The sequence below is a fragment of the Paraburkholderia sp. 35.1 genome (assembly GCF_050436525.1).
Lineage (GTDB): Bacteria > Pseudomonadota > Gammaproteobacteria > Burkholderiales > Burkholderiaceae > Paraburkholderia > Paraburkholderia tuberum.
In genome coordinates, this window is the sequence record NZ_JBNDMJ010000003.1 from 1716902 (window position 1) to 1737057 (window position 20156).

Consider the following 20156-nt stretch of genomic DNA (forward strand, 5'->3'; position numbering starts at 1 on the left):
GCAGACGCGGCCTCGGCAGGGCCTGCAAGCCAGCGGAAAAGCGCCGGAATGCCGCCGGAACAGGCACTTTTCGCTCGTTACAGGTCGTCGAACTGGACCAGCGAAATGGTCTTCGCACTGGTGAGCGGCGCGCCTTCGTCGCCGCTCGAGCATGGTTCTTCGTCGAACGCGATGTCACCTTGCGGGTCGGCTTCGCCGCTCGCGCGCAGCCCCGCGAACGCAAACAGCTGGTGATCCATCAGATGCGACGGCACCACGTTCGACAACGCATTGAACATGTTCTCGATGCGGCCCGGGAAACGCTTTTCCCAGTCGCGGACCAGCGCCTTCATTTCCGCGCGCTTAAGGTTTGGTTGGCTACCGCACAGATTGCACGGAATGATCGGGAATTCACGCAGCTCGGCGTACTTCTCCAGATCGGTTTCCTTCACGTAGGCGAGCGGCCGGATCACGATGTTCTTGCCGTCGTCCGATTGCAGCTTGGGCGGCATGCCCTTCAACTTGCCGCCGTAGAACAGGTTCAGCAGCAGCGTTTGCAGGATGTCGTCGCGATGATGGCCGAGCGCGATCTTGGTCGCGCCGAGCTCGCCGGCGACGCGATACAGGATGCCGCGCCGCAGCCGCGAGCACAGCGAACAGGTGGTCTTGCCCTCCGGCACGAGCCGCTTGACGATGCTGTAGGTGTCCTGATTCTCGATGTGAAACGGGATGTCGAGCTGGCTCAGATACTCGGGCAGCACGTGCTCGGGGAAGCCCGGCTGCTTCTGGTCGAGGTTTACCGCGACGATGTCGAAATTGATCGGCGCGCGCTCGCGCAGCCGCATCAGGATCTCGAGCATCGCGTAACTGTCCTTGCCGCCCGACAGGCACACCATCACCTTGTCGCCGTCCTCGATCATGTTGTAGTCGCCGATCGCCTGGCCGACCTGGCGCGCGAGACGCTTGAAGAGCTTGTTGTTCTCGTACGCTTCCTTCTGCTCGCGGCGCGTGAGCGGCGATTTCGGGGCGCGGGCGGCGCTCGGTGCCGCGGTGGCGTCAGCGGCTTCGTTGTCTGCGGTCAGGATTTCCGGTGCGTTCATCGCTCAGTCCTCCTTGATGCGGAAGACTTCGACGCCGACCGCATCGCAGTCCGGATACACGTCCGGCTTTTCGGTCGACACGCGTGCGCCGCGCACCTGCGGATGTTCGAGCATCGCGCGCACGAGGTCGTCGCACAGCGTTTCCTGCAGATGAATATGGCCTTGCGAGACGCGCCTCGCGATCGTCGAGCGCATGAAGTCGTAGTCGACGACTTCGGTGAGCTTGTCGTGCACCGGCGTGGACATCGCGAGCGGCACGAACAGTTCGACGTTGATCACGACGCGCTGCTCGCCGCGCTTTTCGAAGTCGTGCACGCCGATGTTGATGTGCACTTCGTAATTGCGCAGAAAAAGCCGGCGGCAATCGGCGAGCCGGGGGTGCGAAAGAGCGGCAAACATGTTCGTTCCAGTCCAAAAAAGCGTGCGGGGCACGCAAAGGGGCGCTTCGCCACACGCGATGGCCGCCTCGAAGGCCGGCCACGCGCGCGCGTCAGGCGCCCGTCAAAAACATCACGTCGCGCGGCAGCGGCACGAGATGCTGCCCGCCGTCGACCACCAGCGTCGTTCCGGTCACGCCGGCTGCATCCGCGAGATACAGCGCGGCGGCGACGATATCCTCGGGCCGCGACGCACGGCCAAGAGGCGTCATACGGTGAGCGGCCTCGAACCCGTGCTGGGTCTGGTCGCCCGATTGCATGGTCAGCCCGGGCGCGAGCCCGACCACCCGGAGCTTCGGCGCGAGCGCCTGAGCGAGCGCGACCGTCGCGGTCTGCAGCGCCGCCTTCGACAGCGTGTACGACAGATAGTCCGGGTTCATGTTGTACAGCTTCTGATCCAGCACATTGATGACGACGCCGCGCTGACTTTCGTCGCGCAATGCCGCATCGGGCGTCGCGTCGTAAAGCATGCGCGCGAGCACGAGCGGCGCGCCGACGTTCATCGCGGTCAGCTTCAGCAGCAGCTCGTAGCCGACGTCGCGCGCCGTGTCTTCCTCGAAGCGCGACGCGTTATTGACGATGCACGACGGCCGCCCGAGCGCAGCGGCGCAGTCCGGCAGCAGCCGGGCGACCTGCGCCTCGTCGCCGAGCTCGGCGTGCAGCGCGACCGCGCGGCGGCCCAGCGCGACGATCTGCGCGACCACGTCGTCGGCGTCCTCACGCGAGGCACCGTAGTGCACGGCCACGTCCCAGCCGCGCGCGGCGAAGCCGAGGGCGAGCGCGCGCCCGATGCGGCGCGCGGCGCCCGTAATCAGCACGACGCGTGGCGTTTCGGGCGGCAGTTCAGCCGCGCGGGCAGCGATGTCCGGAGAAACGGTCATTTACAATGCGGGGATGAATCCCAAAGCTCACCAACCCGATAGTTTACCTGCTCCCGGCCCGAGCGCGCTCGCGCAGTCCGACGCGCTCGTCGCCGAGATCCGCGCGCAGCTCGACGCGGCCGGCGGCTGGCTGCCGTTCGACCGCTACATGGAGCGCGCGTTGTACGCGCCGGGTCTCGGCTACTACAGCGGCGGTGCGCGTAAATTCGGCCTGCGCGCCGACGACGGCAGCGACTTCGTCACCGCGCCGGAATTGTCGCCGCTGTTCGCGGCGACGCTCGCGCGCCCGCTCGCCGAAGCGTTGGAGGCGAGTGGCACGCGCGATGTGATGGAGTTCGGCGCCGGCACCGGCAAGCTCGCCGCGGGCTTGCTCAATGCGCTCGACACGCTCGGCGCCGGGTTCGACAGCTATTCGATCATCGATCTATCGGGTGAGCTGCGCGAGCGGCAGCGCGAAACGATCGCGGCGGCCGCGCCCGCGCTGCTCGCGAAAGTGCGCTGGCTCGACGCGTTGCCGCAGCGCTTCGAAGGCGTGGTGATCGGCAACGAGGTGCTCGATGCGATGCCGGTGCGGCTCTTCGCGCAAAACGGCGGTGTCTGGCGCGAGCGCGGCGTGGTGTGGCGCGACGGCGCCTTCGCGTTCGACGACCGGCCCGTCGCGGCCGCCGCGGACCTCGCGCTGCTGACCGAAGTCGATGCGACCCGCGAACCGGCCGGCGACGACTACGTGACAGAAACGCACGAAGCCGCGCGCGCCTTCACGCGCACCATCTGCACGATGCTCGCGCGCGGCGCGATCTTGCTGATCGACTACGGTTTTCCGCGCCACGAGTACTACCACGACCAGCGCGCGCAGGGCACGCTGATGTGCCACTACCGGCACCGCGCGCACGGCGACCCGTTCCTGTACCCCGGTCTGCAGGACATCACCGCGCACGTCGAATTCACCGGCATCGCCGAGGCGGGCGTCGAGACCGGCGCGGACCTGCTCGGCTTCACATCGCAAGCGCGCTTCCTGCTGAACGCGGGCGTCACCGAGGTGCTCGGCGAAATCGATCCCGCCGACGCCGCGCGCTTTCTTCCCGCCGCCAACGCGGTACAGAAGCTGCTGTCCGAGGCGGAGATGGGCGAGCTCTTCAAGGTGATCGCGTTTTCGCGTGGACTCGACGATACGCTGCGCGCCTTTTCGAGCGGCGATCGTTCGCATACGCTGTGATCGTGAATCCGCTCTGGCTCGAGGACTCGCGATGATTCGCTGGCTTTTGACGACCTTCGTTGCCGTCGCGGTGCTGTCGTCGTGCTGGCCGTGGCTGAGGAAGCTCGGCATCGGCCGGATGCCCGGCGACGTGACCTTGCGGCTGTTCGGCCGCGAGTATCCGTTTCCGTTCATGTCGACGCTGGTGCTGTCGATGCTGTTGTCGCTGTTGGCGCGGGTGTTGTAGGCGCCGTCGCGCTACTTTACGCCCGCGCGACTTCAAGCCAGCGCAGCCTCTACCGCACGCACGCGCTCCTCATGCACGGCGTCCTTGATGCCGGCCGGCGCATCGGCGAGCCGCTGCGCCACTGCCCCTGCATCCACGCCTCGCGCGGCCACCAGTGCAAGCCTCAGCCGCTCGGCCTGCGGGTACTCGCTCATCTCGAGGCCGAGCCGCCCGCGTGCATCCGACTCGCAGGCCTGCAGCGCCTCGGCGAAGCGCGCCGGCTTCCTGATCGCGTCGCCGCGCTCGAGCAGGCGCACCACAGCCGCCGCCCCCATCTCCATCACGCGATGAATATTGCCGTGCTCGCGCGCGACCAGCACCGCCAGATCGCGGCACTCGTTCGGCACGCGCAGCCGCTCGCACAGCGGCTTCAGCAGATCGACGCTGCGGCCCTCGTGGCCGATGTGCCGCGGCAGCAGGTCCTCCGGCGTGGTCGCCTTGCCGAGGTCGTGCGTCAGCGCCGCGAAGCGCACCGGCAGCGCGTAGCCCTGCTGCGCGGCATGGTCCAGCACCATCATCACGTGGACACCGGTATCGACCTCGGGGTGATAGTCGGCGCGCTGCGGCACGCCGAACAGCGCGTCGATCTCCGGCAGAATCCGCGCGAGCGCGCCACAGTCGCGCAGCACGCCGAACATCCGCGACGGCTTCTTCTCCATCAACCCGCGCGACACCTCCTGCCACACGCGCTCGGCCACCAGCGCATCGGCTTCGCCGTCGGCGACCATCTCGCGCATCAGCGCCAGCGTTTCCGGCGCGACCGTGAAATCGACGAAACGCGCCGCGAAACGCGCGATGCGCAGAATCCGCACCGGATCTTCGAGGAACGCGGCGCTGACATGGCGAAAAAGCCGCGCCTGCAAGTCAGCCTGGCCGTTGAACGGATCGATGACGGGGCCGGTCAGCTCGCCGTCCGGGCGCACCTCGCGCGCCATCGCGTTGATCGTCAGATCGCGGCGCGCGAGGTCTTCTTCGAGCGTCACGTCGGGCGCATAGAAAAACTGGAAGCCGCGATAGCCGGCCGCCGTCTTGCGCTCGGTGCGCGCGAGCGCGTACTCCTCCTGCGTCTGCGGATGCAGGAATACCGGAAAGTCCTTGCCCACCGGCCGATAGCCCTGCGCGACCATCTGCTCGGGTGTTGCTCCCACCACCACGTAGTCGCGGTCCTGCACCGGCACGCCGAGCAGCTCGTCGCGGACCGCGCCACCTACTGCATAGATGTTCATGGGCTTTCGTCTTGATAGGCGATCGCGTGCGTTTCGCGGCGCGAGGCGTCGACCCATGCATTGACCGCGGGCAGCTCGGTGAGCCGCTCGACATAGGCGGCCGCGGTCTCCGACAACGCCGGCTTCCACGTGTTGAAGCGCATCGCGACCGGCGCGAACATCGCGTCGGCAATGCCGAATTCGCCGAACAGGAACGGACCGCCGTAGGTCTCGAGGCAGTCGCGCCAGATCGTCTCGATCCGCGCGATATCGGCGAGCGCGCCCGGCGTCGCGTTCTTGCCCGGGAATGACGCACGGATGTTCATCCACATCTTCGAGCGCAACTCGCCGAACCCCGCATGCATCTCGGCGCTGACGCTGCGCGCATGCGCGCGCGCCGCCGCGTCTCGCGGCCACAGCGCGTGTTGCGGGAAGCGCTCGGCGAGCGTTTCGGCGATCGCCAGCGAATCCCACACGGCCTGCCCGGCGTCGTCGATCAGGCACGGCACCTTGCCCGGTCCGCGCGGCGCCTGAGCGCGGATCTTCGCATTCGTGTCCGCTTCGTACAGCAGGATCAGTTCCTCGTCGAACGGAATGCCGAAGTGCGTGAGCAGCAGCCACGGACGCATCGACCACGACGAATAGTTCTTGTCACCAATCAGCAGTTTCATACTTGTTATCAGGTAGAGGGAAAGGCTTCAGCGTCCGGCGTTGGCGCGGAACGTGTCGAGTCGCGAACCCGAGGCAGCACCGGTCAGGTACGTCGGCACGATCGCTTCGATGCTGACCGGTTCGAGTCCGAGCTCGGGCGCGAGCGGCCCGCTCAGAATGTTGGCGACCTTCATCGAATCGAGATTGTCGCGCGAAATCACCGGTTCGCCCGGCGCCATTTCGAAGCTCAACGCCTGCAGGCGCGCGAGCGGCTCGGGCAGACGGATGATGCGCGCATGCTTGCCGATCACGTCGCCGCAGTACGAAACCAGGTCTTCGAGCGTGTAGACGGTCGGACCGCCGAGCTCGTAGGTGCGGCCGCTCGCGCCATCGAGATCGAGCACGTTGACGATCGCCTTCGCGACGTCGCCGACATAGACCGGTTGGAACTGCGCGTCCGGCATCGCGAGCGGAATGGCCGGAAACACGCGCTGCAGGAACGCGAACTTGTTCAGAAACGCGTCCTCGGGTCCGAACACGACGGACGGCCGGAAGATCGTCCACGCGACGTTGGCCGCATGCACGGCTTTCTCGCCGTCGGCCTTCGAGCGCGAATACATGCTCGGGCCGTTCGGATTGGCGCCTAGCGCGCTCAGATGAATCAGCCGATGCACGCCCTTGCCTTCGCAGGCGGCGACGATGCGCGTCGGCAGCTCGACGTGCGCATGCGCGAACTCCCGCCCATAGGGCTTGCCGCGTTTGCCGTTCAGGATACCGACCAGATTGATTACGCAATCCGCGCCCTCGACGAAGCGCGCGAGTTGCACCGGATCGAACACGTCTGTTTCGAGCACGTCGATCGGCAGCATGGTCAGATGTCGCGCGTTGTAGCGTCGCCGTGTGGCGACGCGCACGTCCTTGCCCGTCTCGACGAGCGCGTTGACGAGGTAGCTGCCGATAAACCCTGAACCGCCGATGACCGCGATGGCTTGATGTCGCATTTTTCGACTCCCTGATGGAAGCCGCGGCAACGGCTGGCGAAGCGCGCCGCAACCTCGAAGCGAGATTGCGGCGCCAAGGCGCTTACGGTGCGATGTAACCCAGGCGCGCCTTCAGCGATTGCGGACGGCCTTCGAACAATGCCGCGTAGTAGACCGTGTTAGACAACACATTTTTCACGTAGTCACGAGTTTCCTGAAACGGAATCGTCTCGGCGAAGACCGCGCCTTCGACCGGGCGCTGCAGCGACTGCCGCCAGTTGCGCGGACGGCCCGGACCTGCGTTGTAGCCAGCGGTGGCCAGCACGGCGGACCCGTCGAACTGATTGTAGATCATCGCCAGGTAGTTCGTGCCGAGCAGGATGTTGGTGTTGATGTCGTTCATCTGCTCGCGCGACACCGGTCCCAGACCGATCTTCTTCGCGACCAGTTGCGCGGTGGCGGGCATCAGCTGCATCAGTCCGCCCGCGCCGACCTCAGAGCGCGCGTTGATGATGAAGCGCGACTCCTGGCGAATCAGCCCGTACGCCCACTCGACGTCGAGCCCGCTCGACTGCGCGTCCTGCTCGACGATGTTGCGGAACGGCGATAGATAGCGTAGCGAAAAATCGTGCTCGCTCTTCGTGCGGTCCGCGGTGTTGACGGTGCGGTCGTACAGCTCGATGCGGCGCGCGTACTCGGCGGCGGCGAGCAGTTGCCGGTCGGACATGTTGCGCAACGGCCAGTTCCATTCGCGATTGCCTTCGAGCCGCAGATTCAGCCCATAGAAGCGCTGCGCGAGACCGAAGCCCGGCGTGGTGCCGGCTTGCTGCACTTCGGCGTCGGTCACGGTGGTTTTCGGCGGCACGGTGATTTTCTGGCCGAGCTCTTCGAGCGCGAGCTGGCCGTAGAAGTTGAAGTTCGACGCGATCGACTGGAATTCCTGACTGGCCGTGGCCGTGTCGCCGGCCTGCTTCAGCGCGCGCGCGTGCCAGTACACCCACGACGGTTGCTTGCGCAGCGACTCGGGCATCTGCTCGATCGACCAGCGCACCATGTTCCAGTCGCCCGCGAGCAGCGCGCTGCGTGTGCGCCATTCATACGCGGGATTCGACAGCGGCGCGTTGGCCGACAGCCGGAACCAGTCGACCGCGCCAGGCATCTGCTTGAGCGCGCCCTGATAGCCGATCGTGCCCCAGCCGATCGCGCGCTCCGGCGAATTCAGCGACGGCGCGACCGACGCGAACGTGGCCGCGGCCATGGCCGGATCGTTGCGCGCCATGCGCGTGATGGCGAGCAGCGCCAGTTGGTGCGATTGCGCATCCGGTCCGACGCCGCGCGCGAGCAATAGCGGCGGCGCATTGGTCGCCTGGCTGAACAGCACCGGGTCGGGGGGCTGGTCGCCGAGCGCGTCGACGAGCTTGCTGCCGGTGCTCGTGTAGTTCTGCTCGTACGCGAGACGAATTTGCGCCCAGATGTCGTCGGCGCTGAACTGGTGGTTCACGCCGAGCACCGTGATCAGATCGACGCAGCCGTCGCCGTACCACTTCGGCTCGACGAGCAGCGCGCGCGCCGCGTCCGCGACGTTCTCGCCGCGCGACGCGCGCGATTCGAGCGCGTAGCACTTGACCTGAGTGTCGTCGTCGAGCACGAACTTCGCGTACTGCTGGTCGAAGTTGCGCCAGTCGTGACGCGTGCCGAGCACCGTCAGGTAGTCGTTGCGCATGCGATCGGCGATCGCCTGGCCGTCGTACTTCTGCAGGAACGCGAGCACGGGCGCGTCCGGCGCGTCGATGCGCGCATGGCCGGTCGAATCGAACAGCTGCGGCTTGATCTGGAAGTACTCCAGATACGAGGGCGCCGGATAATTCGGGATCATGCTCGCGAGCTGGGCTGCGCGCGCCGCGTCGTTAGTACGCGAGGCTTCGCGAAGCTGGACGAAAATCTGGTCGTCGTTCGTGAGTTGCGAGATCGGAAGGGGCTTGACGGCCGAGGCAGTGCTGCAGGCCACGAGTGCCGCTGCGGCAAGCGCGATACTGGCCGCGCGATATACTCGAAAAAGGCGTTTTGACATCGTTGTTTCTGGAGCGCGAATTGGACCCAAGCATAGCATGCAACCCTGTCCCGGCAACGAAAAAGGCGCTGCGCCGGATGTTGCTGGAAAGCCGTCTGCAAGCGGCTTCCGAGCCGGCGAAGAATGCCGTGCTCGGGCGTCGGATGCTCGACGCGCTGAAGCACTACGCGGTACGCAGCGCGGGATTCTACTGGCCGCTTGCCGGCGAGTTCGATGCGCGCGGCGCGATTGCGCTCTGGCTTGCCGCGGACTCGCACCACGAAGCCAGTCTGCCAATCGTTAAAGAACGTGGCATGGCGCTCGAATTCCATGCCTGGACGCCCGCGACGCCGATGAAAATCGGCCATCACAAGATTGCCGAGCCCACCTCGGGGCGCGTGGTGCTGCCCGAGCTGCTGTTCGTGCCCTGCGTGGGTTTCGACTCGGACGGCTACCGCCTCGGCTACGGCGGCGGCTATTACGACCGCACACTGGCCGGCTGGCCGGCGGCGCACAAGCCGATCACGGTCGGCATCGCCTACGAAGCGTGCCGCACCGACACGCTGGAACGCGAGGCGCATGACATTGCGCTCGATCTGATCGTCACAGAGGCGGGGTTTCATCCGGCGCTGCCGGGCTGAACGCGCGATGCGCGGCGTGTGACGCGCCGGCGCTTGCGCAGTGTTTCGTCGTTACAGCGAAGCCGCCGCGCGCGCCGCCGTGTCGTACAGGCCCGACGCATTGCGCATCAACTGCGCGGCCTCGCCGATCTGCTGGTTGGTCAGGCCGCTTTCCTTGAGCGTCGAGATCAGGCAGTTTTCGCGCACCTCGCGATACTTCAGGCATAGTTCGCGGCCCGCGTCGGTTGCGGAAAAGAACACTTCCTTGCCGGTCTTTTCGCTTTTTACGTACCCTCTAGCTACGAGCTTTTTCAACGCGTACGTCGCGACGTGCGTGTCCTCGATGTTCAGCACGAAGCAGATGTCCGCGAGCTTCTTGCGGCGTTCGCGATGGCTCACGTGGTGCAGCAGCGACACTTCGATCGCGGTCATGTCCTTGTCGCCCGCCGCCGACATGCAGCGCACCATCCAGCGGTTGAACGCATTGCCCGCCATGATCAGCGCGTATTCGAGTTCCGAGAGTTCCGCGCTGCTCTCGGAGACGAGATGTTCCGACGAAACGATCTTGGTGGGATGACGCGTCATACGAGGGTCCCGTGACGAAAATGGGCTGGAAAAGTGTCGCAAGTGTACGACGATGCCCGCCGCCGACGAGCCTGGCAAAAACGCTTATTGGTAAATCGTCAATATTTTATTGATAATGTACGCTCCAAACGTCGCCGCCTCCGTGCCGGGCATGCGCCAACGCACCGCGCTGTCCGCCTCATCCTCCGACTCGATCCGGGCCGCCCAGTCATGAGCCAACCACGAATTTTTCCCCTCGGCGATGCCGCGCTCGTCTGCGAAGCGCCGCCGCCCGCCACGCTCGAGTGCCAGCAGCGCGTGTGGGCTGCGGCCGAAGCCGCGCGCGACTGGCCGCAGGTGCTCGAAGTCGTGCCCGGCATGAACAATCTGACGCTCGTGTTCGACCCGCTCTCGACCGACGCCGACGCGCTCGGCGAGCAGTTGCTGACGGCCTGGAACGCAGCGGCCAAAGCCGTGGCGCCCGGGCGCGACGTCGAGATTGCAGTGCAGTACGGCGGCGCATTCGGCCCCGATCTGCAGGCGGTCGCCGAACATACGGGCTTGAGCGCGCGCGAGGTCGTCGAACGTCATGCGGGCGGCGTCTACGTGGTGTTCTTTCTCGGCTTCCAGCCCGGCTTCGCCTATATGGGTGGGCTCGTCACCGCGCTGCACACGCCGCGCCGCGCGTCGCCGCGGCTCGAGGTGCCAGCGGGCTCGGTCGGCATCGGCGGCGAGCAGACTGGCATCTATCCGGCGGTGTCGCCGGGCGGCTGGCAGTTGATCGGCCGCACCGAGGTGCCGCTGTTCGATCCGGCGAGCCGTCCGCCCACGCTGCTGCAGCCCGGCGACCGGGTGCGCTTCACGATCGCGGGGATGCACGCATGATCGACGTGATCCGCGCGGGTCTCCAGACCACGATTCAGGACCTCGGCCGCCACGGCTATCGGCATCTCGGCGTCGCGATGGGGGGGGCGCTCGACCGGCTGTCGCTCGAAGTCGGCAACCGGCTGGTCGGCAACCGCCCCGACGCGGCCGGCCTCGAAATCACCTTCGGCCCGACCGCGCTGCGCTTTTTGCGCGCGACGCGCGTCGCGATCACCGGCACCGAGTTCGGCGCGACGCTCGACGGCAAACCCGTCTATTCGTTTTGGAGTCTGCCCGTGCAGGCCGGCCAGGAGCTCGTGCTGCACGCGGCGAAGCGCGGCATGCGCGGCTATGTCTGCGTGGCGGGCGGCATCGACGTGCTGCCGATGCTCGGCTCGCGCAGCACCGACCTTGCCGGCCATTTCGGCGGACTCGGCGGCCGCGCGCTCAACGACGGCGACCGTCTGCCGGTCGGCGCGCCGCAGCAGCGCGGCCACCTCGGCTTCACGCCCGAGGCGCCCGAGTTCGGCGTGAAGGCGCCCGCCTGGTGCAAGTTCGTGCTGGTCAACGAGCCGCTGCGGCGCGGTCGTCATCCGTCGGGCGTGCCGTGGGCCATACCGATCCGCGTGCTGCGCGGCCCCGAATACGACAGCTTCACCGCGGATGCACAGCAGTCGTTCTGGTCCGACGAGTGGCTCGTGACGCCGAACAGCAACCGCATGGGCTATCGCCTTGCCGGCACCGAGCTGAAGCGCACGCACAAGACTGACCTGCTGTCGCACGCGGTACTGCCCGGCACGATCCAGGTGCCCCCGAACGGTCAGCCGATCGTGCTGATGAGCGACGCGCAGACCACCGGCGGCTATCCGAAGATCGGCGCGGTGATTCAGGCCGATCTGTGGAAGCTCGCGCAGGTGCGCCTGAACGGTGCTGTCCGTTTCATCCCGACGACGCCCTACGAAGCGCGCCAGGCTTTGCTGGAAGAACGCACGTATCTGCGGCAGATCGATGCCGCGATCGCGATGCATGAAGAGCGTTGCGCGCGCCGGGTGGCGCTCGCGGCGCTGTGACAATAAGTAAAGGAATCCCCATGGAAATCGATCTGAACGCCGATCTCGGCGAAGGCTGCGGCTCCGACGAGGCGCTGCTCGACCTCGTGAGCTCGGCCAACATCGCATGCGGCTGGCATGCGGGCAGCCCCAACGCGATGCGCGACTGCGTGCGCTGGGCCGTGCAGAAAGGCGTGTCGATCGGCGCGCATCCGAGCTTCAACGATCCCGAGAATTTCGGCCGCAAGGAAATGGATCTGCCGGCGGGCGAGATCTATGCGGGCGTGCTGTATCAGCTCGGCGCGCTGTCGGCGATCGCGCAGGCCGAGGGCGGGCGCATCGCGCACGTAAAGCCGCACGGCGCACTGTACAACCAGGCCGCGCGCGAGGCGAAGATCGCTGACGCGATCGTCTCCGCCGTGCACGATTTCGATCCGTCCGTGGCGGTGTTCGCGCTCGCCAACAGCGGGCTCGTGAGCGCCGCGCGCAACGCGGGCCTGACCGCGATCGAGGAAGTGTTCGCCGACCGCGGCTATCGCGCCGACGGCTCGCTCGTGCCGCGCAAGGAGCCGGGCGCGCTGCTCGACGACGAGGACGAAGTGCTCGCGCGCACGCTCGTGATGATCCGCGAGCAACGCGTGAAGGCCGTCGACGGACAGTGGGTGCCGTTGAACGCGCAGACCATCTGCCTGCACGGCGACGGCCCGCATGCGCTGGCGTTCGCGCGACGCATTCGCGGCGCGCTCGCCGACGCCGGCATCGAAGTGCATGCGGCGGCCGCCGCGCGCGTCTGAGCGTTCGCATCACCGTCGTCCCCGCCGCACGCCGATCCGATCCGGCGGTTCCTTTCATATCGACGAGGTGCTGGCCATCTGACGCAGTACCTCGTCGTCCGAAAGCTGCTGCTGTCCAATCAACGGTGGCGCGTCCGACGCAAATGACTAACGATCGCTAACAGAGCGACCGCCAATATCAACGATCTCCGGATCGTCCTACCGGGTGCAATCGCAAGCTACCGCGTCGCACACCGTCCACGAACATCCAGTCATCAATGTGTTGGTCGATGTGGTAAAGAGCAAACCATTGCGCGCGGTGCGTGTCCGCCAATAGGATCTCCTAAAAGTTCTGACGAAGCTAACAGCCACAGGATGCAACACGACTCGGACGCCGCCGAGAAATGCGCCAGAGATTCACGGCGCTGATCGCGATGGCCTGGCTCAGCACGGCGATCGCGCTATACGGTGGTCTGCAGTTGCCTTCTGATCGATCCCGCCGCTACGGCCGCAGTCTCGAACCGACTCAACCCGCCTCAACCACGAAGCCGTGCTGCCGCAACAGCTGCAGCACGCCCTTCGGCCCACCCAGATGCAGCGCGCCGATCGCGACGAACAGCGGCTTGTTCGGCGCGGCGATCTGCAACATTCTCGCGACGAAGCGGCGATTGCGCTCGTAGACGATCCGGTTGTCGATCGAATTGGAGACGCGCAGGTCGCGCGCGAGCTTCTCCGATTTGGCAGCCTGCCACGCGGCGATCGCATCGGCATCGCCGACCCGCCACAGCCGGTGCAGCGTGCGCACGTCCTCGACGTTCTGCGCGGGCGTCTGCACCAGATCCTGCGCGAGCATCTCCCGCTGCTGCGCGGCCGACAGTCCGGTGAACGCGCGCATCTGTTGCGCGAGCGTTTCGAGCCCGACGATCTTGCCGCGCGTCTTCAGATAGACGTTCTGCAATTGCGCTTCGGTGCCGTATTCCGTTTGCAGCCCCGCGGACAGCGAGTCGTAGGTCTCGACCACCAGCGACGCGAGCCACGGCCGCATCTTTTTGATCGCATCGAGCGCGGCCGGGTTGCCGCGCAGCCGCAATGCGAGCTTGTGCCACAGCGGCTCGGGCAGCAGACCCGGCAGGCAGTCGTGCTTGCATATGCCGTACTTCGACACGTCGTCCTGCGACACCAGCAACTCGTCGGGCGACAGTTCGAGCGCGAGCGTCGGCGACGCGGCGAGCGCCGCGAGGATCGGCGCGCGGAACGGCTGCCTCGCCGGATAGTCGGCGGGATCGCCGACGTGCAGCGTGCCGAGCACGTAGATCGTCGTACTGCCGCGCGTCGCGACATAGAACGGCATGCGCGCCGGTTGCTGGCGCACCGGGCCGCTCGCCGTGGTGCCGGGGACCGGGGGCGGCGCAATTGACGGCGGTGGCGGCCTTGGCGCCGTGACGGCAGGACGGGCCGCCTGGGCTGGCGCCTTGGCCGCCGCGCCGGCCGCGTGAGCGATGCAGGGTACGGCCGCGCCGACCGACAGCGCGCAGCCTACGCGAAATAAAGCGGACAGCGACGCGGGAAGAAATACGGAGAAAAAGGCGCGCGCGAGCGCATGAACAAACGCGCAGAGAAACGTGCGAAAAAACTTGCCGGCGAACCTTCCAGCAAATGCGCCGCAGGGCGCGGCGCCTCCCAGCGCACGCGCCCCGCGGCGCCGCGCGAAGGCGGCTATCCAGCCGCCCTCACACAAGCGGCGCGCAAGACGACGCGCCGCCACCACATCAGGCATCCACGTCCCCCACCTCTTCAGCGCGGTGACAGGAGACCAGGCGGCCATCCACTTCTCGCAGCTTCGGCTCCTCGCTGCGGCAGCGGTCGATCACGTACGGGCAGCGCTGATGGAACGTGCAGCCCGAGGGCGGATTCAGCGGCGACGGCATTTCGCCTTGCAGCTTGATCTTGATCGTGCGGTCGGCCTCGAAGATCGACGGGGTCGCCGACATCAGCGCGCGCGTGTACGGATGACGCGGCTTCGAGAAGATGCGCTGCTTGTCGCCGAGTTCAGCGACGCCGCCGAAGTACATGACCATCACGTCGTCGGCGATATGCTCGACCACCGACAGGTTGTGCGAGATGAACACGTAGCTCGTCTTGAACTCGTCCTGCAGGTCCATGAACAGGTTCAGGATCTGCGCCTGGATCGAGACGTCGAGCGCCGAGACCGGTTCGTCGGCGACCACGATCTGCGGATCGAGGATCATCGCGCGCGCGATCGCGACACGCTGACGCTGGCCGCCGGAGAACATGTGCGGATAGCGCTTCGCGTGCTCGGGCCGCAGGCCGACCGTGCGCATCATCTGCGCGATGCGCTCGGCGCGCTCGGTCGCGCTCATCTGCGTGTTGATCGCGAGCGGTTCGCCGAGCGTCTGCTCGACAGTCTTGCGCGGATTGAGCGACGCAAACGGATTCTGGAACACCATCTGCACGCGGCGCCTGAGCGCCGCGATCTTCTCGTGATTCGCGCCGGCCACGTCCTCGCCGTCGATCAGCAGGCGGCCCGCGCTCGGCGTTTCGATCATCGTCAGCTGACGCGCGAGCGTCGACTTGCCGCAGCCGGACTCGCCGACTACCGCCAGCGTCTTGCCGCGGTCGAGCGCGAACGACACGCCGTTCAGCGCCTTCACCGTGCCGTGCGCGAACATGCCGCGCTTGACCGTGTAGTAGCGCGCGAGCTGGTCGGCGACGAGCACGTGATCGCCAGTACGATCCGACTGGCGACGGGTTTCGGGTACTGCGCTCATCGGGCGCCTCCTTGCGTGTGAACGTTGGCGTCCTTCTCGAGGTTTAGCGGCTTGATGCAACGCACGCGCGTGAGCTCGGCGTGCGCGGGCAGCGGCGCGAGCGCGGGGCGGGCCTTCATGCAGTCGTCGACCACGTACTTGCAGCGCGGCGCGAACAGGCACCCCTTGGGCCGGTCGTCGCGGCCCGGCACCATGCCTGGCAGCGCCGCGAGCCGCACCGCGCCGACGTTGTGCTCGGGAATCGCGGCCAACAGCGCTTCCGTGTACGGATGATGAGGCGCGGCGAAGATGTCCGGCACCTTGTTCGTCTCGATCACCTCGCCCGCATACATCACGGCGACGCGCTGCGCGACCTCGGACACCACGGCCAGATCGTGCGAAATCAGCACGAGCGCCATGCCGCGTTCCTTCTGCAGGCGCATCAGCAATTCCATGATCTGCGCCTGGATCGTCACGTCGAGCGCGGTGGTCGGCTCATCGGCGATCAGCAGCTTCGGGTTGCAGGCGATCGCCATCGCGATCATCACGCGCTGGTTCATGCCGCCCGACATCTGATGCGGAAACGAGCCGATACGGTTCTTCGCGTCCGGAATGCCGACCTGATCGAGCAGTTCGAGCGCGCGTTTGTCCAGCGCGCTGCCGCGCAGGCCCTCGTGCAGCTTCAGCACTTCCTTGATCTGATAGCCGACCGTGTAGCTCGGGTTCAGGCTCGTCAGCGCGTCCTGGAACACCATCGCGATGTCCTTGCCGATGATCTTGCGGCGTTCCCTCGCGGAAGCCTTCAGCAGGTTCTTGCCGTCGAACGTGATTTCGTCGGCGGAGACCTTGCCGGGCGCGTCGATCAGGCCCATCAGCGCCATCATCGTCACGCTCTTGCCCGAGCCCGATTCGCCGACCACGCCGACCACTTCACCGGCCGCGACGTCGAGATTGATGCGGTCGACCGCGGGCAGGCCGCCGAAGTTGACCGCGAGATTGCGGATGGTCAGTAGATTGCTCATGGTCAGGCCATCCGTTTCAGTTTGGGGTCGAGCGCGTCACGCAGCCCGTCGCCGAGCAGGTTGATCGCAAGCACCGAGATCAGGATGGACAGGCCGGGCATCGTGACGATCCACCATGCGCTGTCGATGTAATCGCGCGCCGACGCGAGCATCGCGCCCCACTCCGCCGACGGCGGCTGCACGCCGAGGCCGAGGAAGCCGAGCGCGGCGGCATCGAGAATCGCCGACGAAAAGCCAAGGGTTGCCTGCACGATCAGCGGCGCGGTGCAGTTCGGCAGCACCTGCGAGAACATCAGCCGCAACGTGCTCGCACCCGCGACGCGTGAAGCGGTCACATACTCCTTCTGCAACTCGCCCTGGGCGGACGCGCGCGTCAGACGCACATAGCCCGGCAGCGCAACGATCGCGATCGCGAGCATCGTGTTGACGAGACCCGGACCGATGATTGCGACCACCGCGACCGCGAGCAGCAGCGACGGCAGCGCGAGCAGCACGTCCATGATGCGCATGATCGGCGTGTCGGCCCATTTCTCGAAGAACGCGGCGACGAGGCCGAGCACGACGCCCGGAATCAGCGCGAGGACCACCGAGACGAAGCCGATCCAGAACGACAGCCGCGCGCCGTACATCAGACGCGAAAGGATGTCGCGGCCCGCTTCGTCGGTGCCGAGAATGAACTTCCAGTTGCCGCCGTCGAGCCACGCCGGCGGGATCTTCACGGTGTCGCGGTATTGCTCGATCGGGCTGTGTGGCGCGATCAGCGGCGCGAAGATCGCGATGAAGACCAGCACCAGCACGATGATGCCCGCGCCGACCGCACCGCGGTTGCGCGAGAAGTTCGCCCAGAATTCGCGTGCCGCGATGCCGCGGTCGCTCGGCGGGGTAACCGCTTGGGGGACGGTGTTTTGAATGTCAGCCATCGTGATTTACCTCGTATGGCGAATGCGCGGGTTGAGCACGCCGTACAGCAGATCGACGACGAGGTTCACGACGATCACCAGCGTGGCGATCAACAGGATACCGCCCTGCACGACCGGATAATCGCGCCGGCCGATCGCGTCGATCAGCCACTTGCCGATGCCCGGCCATGAAAACAGCGTTTCGGTCAGCACCGCGCCCGCAAGCAGTGTGCCGACCTGCAGGCCGATCACGGTGACGACCGGAATCAGCGCATTGCGCAGCGCATGCACGACGATCACGCGTCCCGGCGACAGCCCCTTCGCGCGCGCGGTGCGGATGTAGTCCTCGCGCAGCACTTCGAGCATCGACGAGCGCGTCATGCGCGCGACGACCGCGAGCGGAATCGTGCCGAGCACGATCGCGGGCAGGATCAGGTGACTGAGCGCGGATTTGAACGCGCCTTCGTCGGTGGACATCAGCGAGTCGATCAGCATGAAGCCGGTCACGTGCGGAATGTCGTATTCGACCGCGATGCGGCCCGACACCGGCGTCAAGCCGAGCTTGACCGAGAACACCATGATGAGGATCAAGCCCCACCAGAAGATCGGCATCGAGTAGCCGGTCAGGGCGGTGCCCATCACGCCGTGATCGACCACCGTGCCGCGCCTCAGCGCCGCGAACACGCCCGCCGGCAGGCCGACGATCAGGGCGAACAGCATCGCGCAGAACGACAGTTCGACGGTGGCGGGAAAGCGCGCGAGGAATTCGCCCATCACGCTCGTGTTGGTGATGATCGACGTGCCGAGGTCGCCGTGCACGGCGCGCACGATGTAGTGGAAGTACTGCATTGGCAAGGGCTCGTCGAGCCCGAGGCGGTGCATCGCGGCCGCATGCATGGCCGGATCGACGCCGCGCTCGCCCATCATCACTTCGATGGGGTCGCCCGGGATCAGGTGAATCAGCGCGAACGCGAGGATCGTGATGCCGATAAACGTCGGTATCACCATGCCGATGCGGCGCAAAACGAAGCGGAACATGGTTCGCTCCCATGGTACTGGTGATGAAAAAACGCAACCGGCGACGAGGGCTCGTGACCCCGGTCGCCGGACCATTTCGACCAGTTTTCTAACCGTGCGAAAAGTGTACTGTGTTGCGGCGTACTGTATTGCGGCCTACTGCGCGAACTTTACGATTACTTGACGCTGACGCCGTCGAAGCGCGCGTAGCCGAGCGGTTCGATGCGCATGTCGACCACCTTCTTGCTGACCGGCTGATAGACGGTCGAGTGCGCGATCGGCGAGAACGGCAGTTGCTGCGCGAAAATATATTGCGCTTCGCCGTAGATCTTCGTGCGCGTCGCCACGTCCGAAGTCGTGCGGCCCTTCTGGATCAGATCGTCGAACGGCTTGTAGCACCACTTCGAGAAGTTGTTGCCGTTGATCGCCTCGCAGCCGAGCAGCGTGCCGAGCCAGTTGTCCGGATCGCCGTTGTCGCCGGTCCAGCCGATCAGCATCGTGTCGTCTTCGCCCGCGTGCGCGCGCTTGATGTACTCACCCCACTCGTACGTGACGATCTTCGCCTTCACGCCGATCTTCGCCCAGTCCGCCTGGATCATTTCCGCCATCAGACGCGCGTTCGGGTTGTACGCGCGCTGCACCGGCATCGCCCACAGCGTGATCTCGAAGCCGTTCGGGTAGCCCGCCTTCGCGAGCAGATCCTTCGCCTTGGCCGGATCGTACGAGGCGGCCGGCAGGTTCTTGACGTACGACCATTGCGTCGGCGGCATCGGGTTCGTGGCCAACTGGCCCGCGCCCTGGTAGACCGACTCGATGATCGCCTTCTTGTTGATCGCCATGTCGAGCGCCTGACGCACTTCGAGCTTGTCGACCGGCTTGTGCGTCACGTTGTACGCGAGGTAGCCCAGGTTGAAGCCCGGTTGCGACGGCATGTCGATGTTCGGCTCGGCCTTCAGCGGCGCGATGTCGGCCGGGCGCGGATAGCTCATCACCTGGCATTCGTCGCGCTTGATCTTCTGCACGCGCACGCCGGCGTCCGGCGTGATCGAGAAGATCAGCTTCGAGATCTTCACCGCGCCCGGCTTCCAGTAGTCGGGATTGCCGTCGAAGCGGATCGTCGCGTCCTTCGTGTAGCTGCGGAAGATGAACGGACCGGTGCCGACCGGGTACTGATTGATGTCGGCGGCCTTGCCTGCCTTGAGCAGCTGATCCGCATATTCAGCCGACAGGATCGACGCGTATTCCATCGCCAGATTCTGGATGAACGGCGCGTTGACTTCCTTCAGCGTGAACTTGACCGTGTACGGGTCGACTTTCTCGACGCTCGTGATCAGCTTGTCGAGGCCCATGTCGGTGAAGTACGGGAACTGCACCGGATACGCCTTGCGGAACGGCTGGTTCGGGTCGAGCATGCGCTGGAACGAGAAGACCACGTCGTCCGCGTTGAATTCGCGCGTCGGCTTGAAGAACGAGGTGGTCTGGAACTTCACGCCATGACGCAGATGGAACGTGTAGGTCTTGCCATCGGGCGACACGTCCCACTTCTCCGCGAGGCCGGGCTCGACCTTGGTGCCGCCGCGTTCGAACTCGACGAGGCGGTTATAGACGGTGAACGTGTTGGCCGTGAAGTCGACGCCCGTCGTGTATTGGGCCGGATCGAAACCCGCGGGACTGCCTTCCGAGCAGTAAACGAGGGTTTTGTTCGGGATCCCAGCGGCCTGCGCGCTCGTGACGCCAAGCAGGGATGCCGCTGCGGCAGCGACGAGCGTGGACCTACGCGCGACGCGCAACAGATTGTTTTGCTTCATGTTTCCTC

Annotated in this window: 20 protein-coding genes and 1 pseudogene; 6 read left to right on the plus strand and 15 right to left on the minus strand. The window is 66.0% G+C overall.

Going from position 1 to position 20156, the window contains the following annotated elements; translation table 11 throughout:
- Nucleotides 1-77: 77 nt before the first annotated feature.
- The 3 genes from ttcA to OKW27_RS28105 form a co-directional block, all read right to left on the minus strand.
- Nucleotides 78-1079, minus strand: coding sequence for a tRNA 2-thiocytidine(32) synthetase TtcA (gene ttcA, locus OKW27_RS28095; protein WP_184073547.1), 1002 nt, complete (start codon nucleotides 1077-1079; stop codon nucleotides 78-80).
- Between the two features lie 3 nt (nucleotides 1080-1082).
- Nucleotides 1083-1478, minus strand: coding sequence for a dihydroneopterin aldolase (locus OKW27_RS28100; RefSeq protein ID WP_090802589.1), 396 nt, complete (start codon nucleotides 1476-1478; stop codon nucleotides 1083-1085).
- 91 nt (nucleotides 1479-1569) lie between these two features.
- A complete protein-coding gene (locus OKW27_RS28105) occupies nucleotides 1570-2397 on the minus strand; it encodes an SDR family oxidoreductase (RefSeq protein WP_429335437.1) in 828 nt (275 codons plus the stop codon).
- Nucleotides 2398-2410: 13 nt separating this feature from the next.
- Between OKW27_RS28105 and OKW27_RS28110 the strand changes: the two genes are divergently transcribed.
- Both OKW27_RS28110 and OKW27_RS28115 read left to right on the plus strand, forming a co-directional pair.
- Entirely contained in the window at nucleotides 2411-3613 is a 1203-nt protein-coding gene (locus OKW27_RS28110; protein ID WP_429335438.1) for a class I SAM-dependent methyltransferase, read from the plus strand.
- Nucleotides 3614-3644: 31 nt separating this feature from the next.
- Nucleotides 3645-3839 carry a DUF2905 domain-containing protein gene (locus tag OKW27_RS28115; protein WP_018418711.1) on the plus strand — a complete coding sequence of 65 codons (195 nt, stop codon included), beginning with the start codon at nucleotides 3645-3647 and terminating at the stop codon, nucleotides 3837-3839.
- A 32-nt stretch (nucleotides 3840-3871) separates the two neighbouring features.
- On the opposite strand, the gene OKW27_RS28120 is transcribed toward OKW27_RS28115, so the two are convergent.
- From OKW27_RS28120 to OKW27_RS28135, 4 genes are all read right to left on the minus strand, one after another.
- Complete coding sequence (locus tag OKW27_RS28120; protein WP_429335439.1) at nucleotides 3872-5104, minus strand: multifunctional CCA addition/repair protein; 1233 nt, start codon at nucleotides 5102-5104, stop codon at nucleotides 3872-3874.
- Nucleotides 5101-5754, minus strand: coding sequence for a glutathione S-transferase family protein (locus OKW27_RS28125; protein WP_429335440.1), 654 nt, complete (start codon nucleotides 5752-5754; stop codon nucleotides 5101-5103). The genes OKW27_RS28120 and OKW27_RS28125 overlap by 4 nt, the downstream gene beginning before the upstream one ends.
- Before the next feature lie 27 nt (nucleotides 5755-5781).
- Nucleotides 5782-6735: a complex I NDUFA9 subunit family protein gene (locus OKW27_RS28130; protein WP_090802583.1), complete on the minus strand. Its 954-nt coding sequence runs from the start codon at nucleotides 6733-6735 to the stop codon at nucleotides 5782-5784.
- An 82-nt stretch (nucleotides 6736-6817) separates the two neighbouring features.
- A complete protein-coding gene (locus OKW27_RS28135) occupies nucleotides 6818-8785 on the minus strand; it encodes a lytic transglycosylase domain-containing protein (RefSeq protein WP_187612720.1) in 1968 nt (655 codons plus the stop codon).
- Between the two features lie 77 nt (nucleotides 8786-8862).
- Here OKW27_RS28135 and OKW27_RS28140 point away from each other — a divergent pair, with 77 nt between their 5' ends.
- Complete coding sequence (locus OKW27_RS28140) at nucleotides 8863-9405, plus strand: 5-formyltetrahydrofolate cyclo-ligase (protein WP_429335441.1); 543 nt, start codon at nucleotides 8863-8865, stop codon at nucleotides 9403-9405.
- A 51-nt stretch (nucleotides 9406-9456) separates the two neighbouring features.
- Here the strand turns inward: OKW27_RS28140 and OKW27_RS28145 are convergent, their stop codons facing one another.
- Nucleotides 9457-9969, minus strand: coding sequence for a winged helix DNA-binding protein (locus OKW27_RS28145; protein WP_018418717.1), 513 nt, complete (start codon nucleotides 9967-9969; stop codon nucleotides 9457-9459).
- A gap of 210 nt (nucleotides 9970-10179) precedes the next feature.
- On the opposite strand from OKW27_RS28145, the gene pxpB reads away from it, so the two are divergent.
- The 3 genes from pxpB to pxpA are packed head-to-tail and all read left to right on the plus strand — an operon-like array spanning nucleotide 10180 to nucleotide 12655.
- Nucleotides 10180-10833: a 5-oxoprolinase subunit PxpB gene (gene pxpB / locus OKW27_RS28150; RefSeq protein ID WP_429335442.1), complete on the plus strand. Its 654-nt coding sequence runs from the start codon at nucleotides 10180-10182 to the stop codon at nucleotides 10831-10833.
- A complete protein-coding gene (locus OKW27_RS28155) occupies nucleotides 10830-11882 on the plus strand; it encodes a biotin-dependent carboxyltransferase family protein (RefSeq protein ID WP_090802578.1) in 1053 nt (350 codons plus the stop codon). Before pxpB ends, OKW27_RS28155 begins: the two co-directional genes overlap by 4 nt.
- 20 nt (nucleotides 11883-11902) lie before the next feature.
- Nucleotides 11903-12655, plus strand: coding sequence for a 5-oxoprolinase subunit PxpA (gene pxpA, locus OKW27_RS28160; protein WP_187612723.1), 753 nt, complete (start codon nucleotides 11903-11905; stop codon nucleotides 12653-12655).
- Between the two features lie 184 nt (nucleotides 12656-12839).
- Here pxpA and OKW27_RS28165 read toward each other — a convergent pair.
- The 7 genes and pseudogenes from OKW27_RS28165 to OKW27_RS28195 all read right to left on the minus strand — a co-directional run.
- Nucleotides 12840-12962, minus strand: a pseudogene (locus OKW27_RS28165) (tlde1 domain-containing protein); the annotation flags it as partial.
- Nucleotides 12963-13160: 198 nt separating this feature from the next.
- On the minus strand, nucleotides 13161-14411 hold the full coding sequence (locus OKW27_RS28170; protein WP_429336601.1) for a TraB/GumN family protein: 1251 nt from the start codon (nucleotides 14409-14411) through the stop codon (nucleotides 13161-13163).
- Entirely contained in the window at nucleotides 14404-15423 is a 1020-nt protein-coding gene (locus tag OKW27_RS28175; protein ID WP_090802569.1) for a peptide ABC transporter ATP-binding protein, read from the minus strand. The genes OKW27_RS28170 and OKW27_RS28175 overlap by 8 nt, the downstream gene beginning before the upstream one ends.
- Nucleotides 15420-16424: an ABC transporter ATP-binding protein gene (locus OKW27_RS28180; protein ID WP_090802567.1), complete on the minus strand. Its 1005-nt coding sequence runs from the start codon at nucleotides 16422-16424 to the stop codon at nucleotides 15420-15422. Before OKW27_RS28180 ends, OKW27_RS28175 begins: the two co-directional genes overlap by 4 nt.
- A gap of 2 nt (nucleotides 16425-16426) precedes the next feature.
- Nucleotides 16427-17344, minus strand: coding sequence for an ABC transporter permease subunit (locus tag OKW27_RS28185; RefSeq protein ID WP_429335443.1), 918 nt, complete (start codon nucleotides 17342-17344; stop codon nucleotides 16427-16429).
- Nucleotides 17345-17350: 6 nt separating this feature from the next.
- The gene (locus tag OKW27_RS28190) at nucleotides 17351-18361 is read right to left on the minus strand and encodes an ABC transporter permease subunit (protein ID WP_090802564.1); all 1011 of its coding nucleotides are present in this window, start codon (nucleotides 18359-18361) and stop codon (nucleotides 17351-17353) included.
- A gap of 155 nt (nucleotides 18362-18516) precedes the next feature.
- A complete protein-coding gene (locus OKW27_RS28195) occupies nucleotides 18517-20148 on the minus strand; it encodes an ABC transporter substrate-binding protein (protein WP_429335444.1) in 1632 nt (543 codons plus the stop codon).
- Nucleotides 20149-20156 lie beyond the last annotated feature (8 nt).

Coding starts and splice junctions, on each gene's coding strand:
- OKW27_RS28125 (WP_429335440.1), bottom strand. CDS start 5,754: ATGAAACTGCTGATTGGTGACAAGAACTATTCGTCGTGGTCGATGCGT.
- OKW27_RS28105 (WP_429335437.1), bottom strand. CDS start 2,397: ATGACCGTTTCTCCGGACATCGCTGCCCGCGCGGCTGAACTGCCGCCC.
- OKW27_RS28110 (WP_429335438.1), top strand. CDS start 2,411: ATGAATCCCAAAGCTCACCAACCCGATAGTTTACCTGCTCCCGGCCCG.
- OKW27_RS28140 (WP_429335441.1), top strand. CDS start 8,863: ATGTTGCTGGAAAGCCGTCTGCAAGCGGCTTCCGAGCCGGCGAAGAAT.
- OKW27_RS28130 (WP_090802583.1), bottom strand. CDS start 6,735: ATGCGACATCAAGCCATCGCGGTCATCGGCGGTTCAGGGTTTATCGGC.
- pxpB (WP_429335442.1), top strand. CDS start 10,180: ATGAGCCAACCACGAATTTTTCCCCTCGGCGATGCCGCGCTCGTCTGC.
- OKW27_RS28170 (WP_429336601.1), bottom strand. CDS start 14,411: ATGCCTGATGTGGTGGCGGCGCGTCGTCTTGCGCGCCGCTTGTGTGAG.
- OKW27_RS28190 (WP_090802564.1), bottom strand. CDS start 18,361: ATGTTCCGCTTCGTTTTGCGCCGCATCGGCATGGTGATACCGACGTTT.
- OKW27_RS28175 (WP_090802569.1), bottom strand. CDS start 15,423: ATGAGCGCAGTACCCGAAACCCGTCGCCAGTCGGATCGTACTGGCGAT.
- OKW27_RS28180 (WP_090802567.1), bottom strand. CDS start 16,424: ATGAGCAATCTACTGACCATCCGCAATCTCGCGGTCAACTTCGGCGGC.
- OKW27_RS28120 (WP_429335439.1), bottom strand. CDS start 5,104: ATGAACATCTATGCAGTAGGTGGCGCGGTCCGCGACGAGCTGCTCGGC.
- pxpA (WP_187612723.1), top strand. CDS start 11,903: ATGGAAATCGATCTGAACGCCGATCTCGGCGAAGGCTGCGGCTCCGAC.
- OKW27_RS28185 (WP_429335443.1), bottom strand. CDS start 17,344: ATGGCTGACATTCAAAACACCGTCCCCCAAGCGGTTACCCCGCCGAGC.
- OKW27_RS28115 (WP_018418711.1), top strand. CDS start 3,645: ATGATTCGCTGGCTTTTGACGACCTTCGTTGCCGTCGCGGTGCTGTCG.
- OKW27_RS28195 (WP_429335444.1), bottom strand. CDS start 20,148: ATGAAGCAAAACAATCTGTTGCGCGTCGCGCGTAGGTCCACGCTCGTC.
- OKW27_RS28145 (WP_018418717.1), bottom strand. CDS start 9,969: ATGACGCGTCATCCCACCAAGATCGTTTCGTCGGAACATCTCGTCTCC.
- OKW27_RS28100 (WP_090802589.1), bottom strand. CDS start 1,478: ATGTTTGCCGCTCTTTCGCACCCCCGGCTCGCCGATTGCCGCCGGCTT.
- ttcA (WP_184073547.1), bottom strand. CDS start 1,079: ATGAACGCACCGGAAATCCTGACCGCAGACAACGAAGCCGCTGACGCC.
- OKW27_RS28155 (WP_090802578.1), top strand. CDS start 10,830: ATGATCGACGTGATCCGCGCGGGTCTCCAGACCACGATTCAGGACCTC.
- OKW27_RS28135 (WP_187612720.1), bottom strand. CDS start 8,785: ATGTCAAAACGCCTTTTTCGAGTATATCGCGCGGCCAGTATCGCGCTT.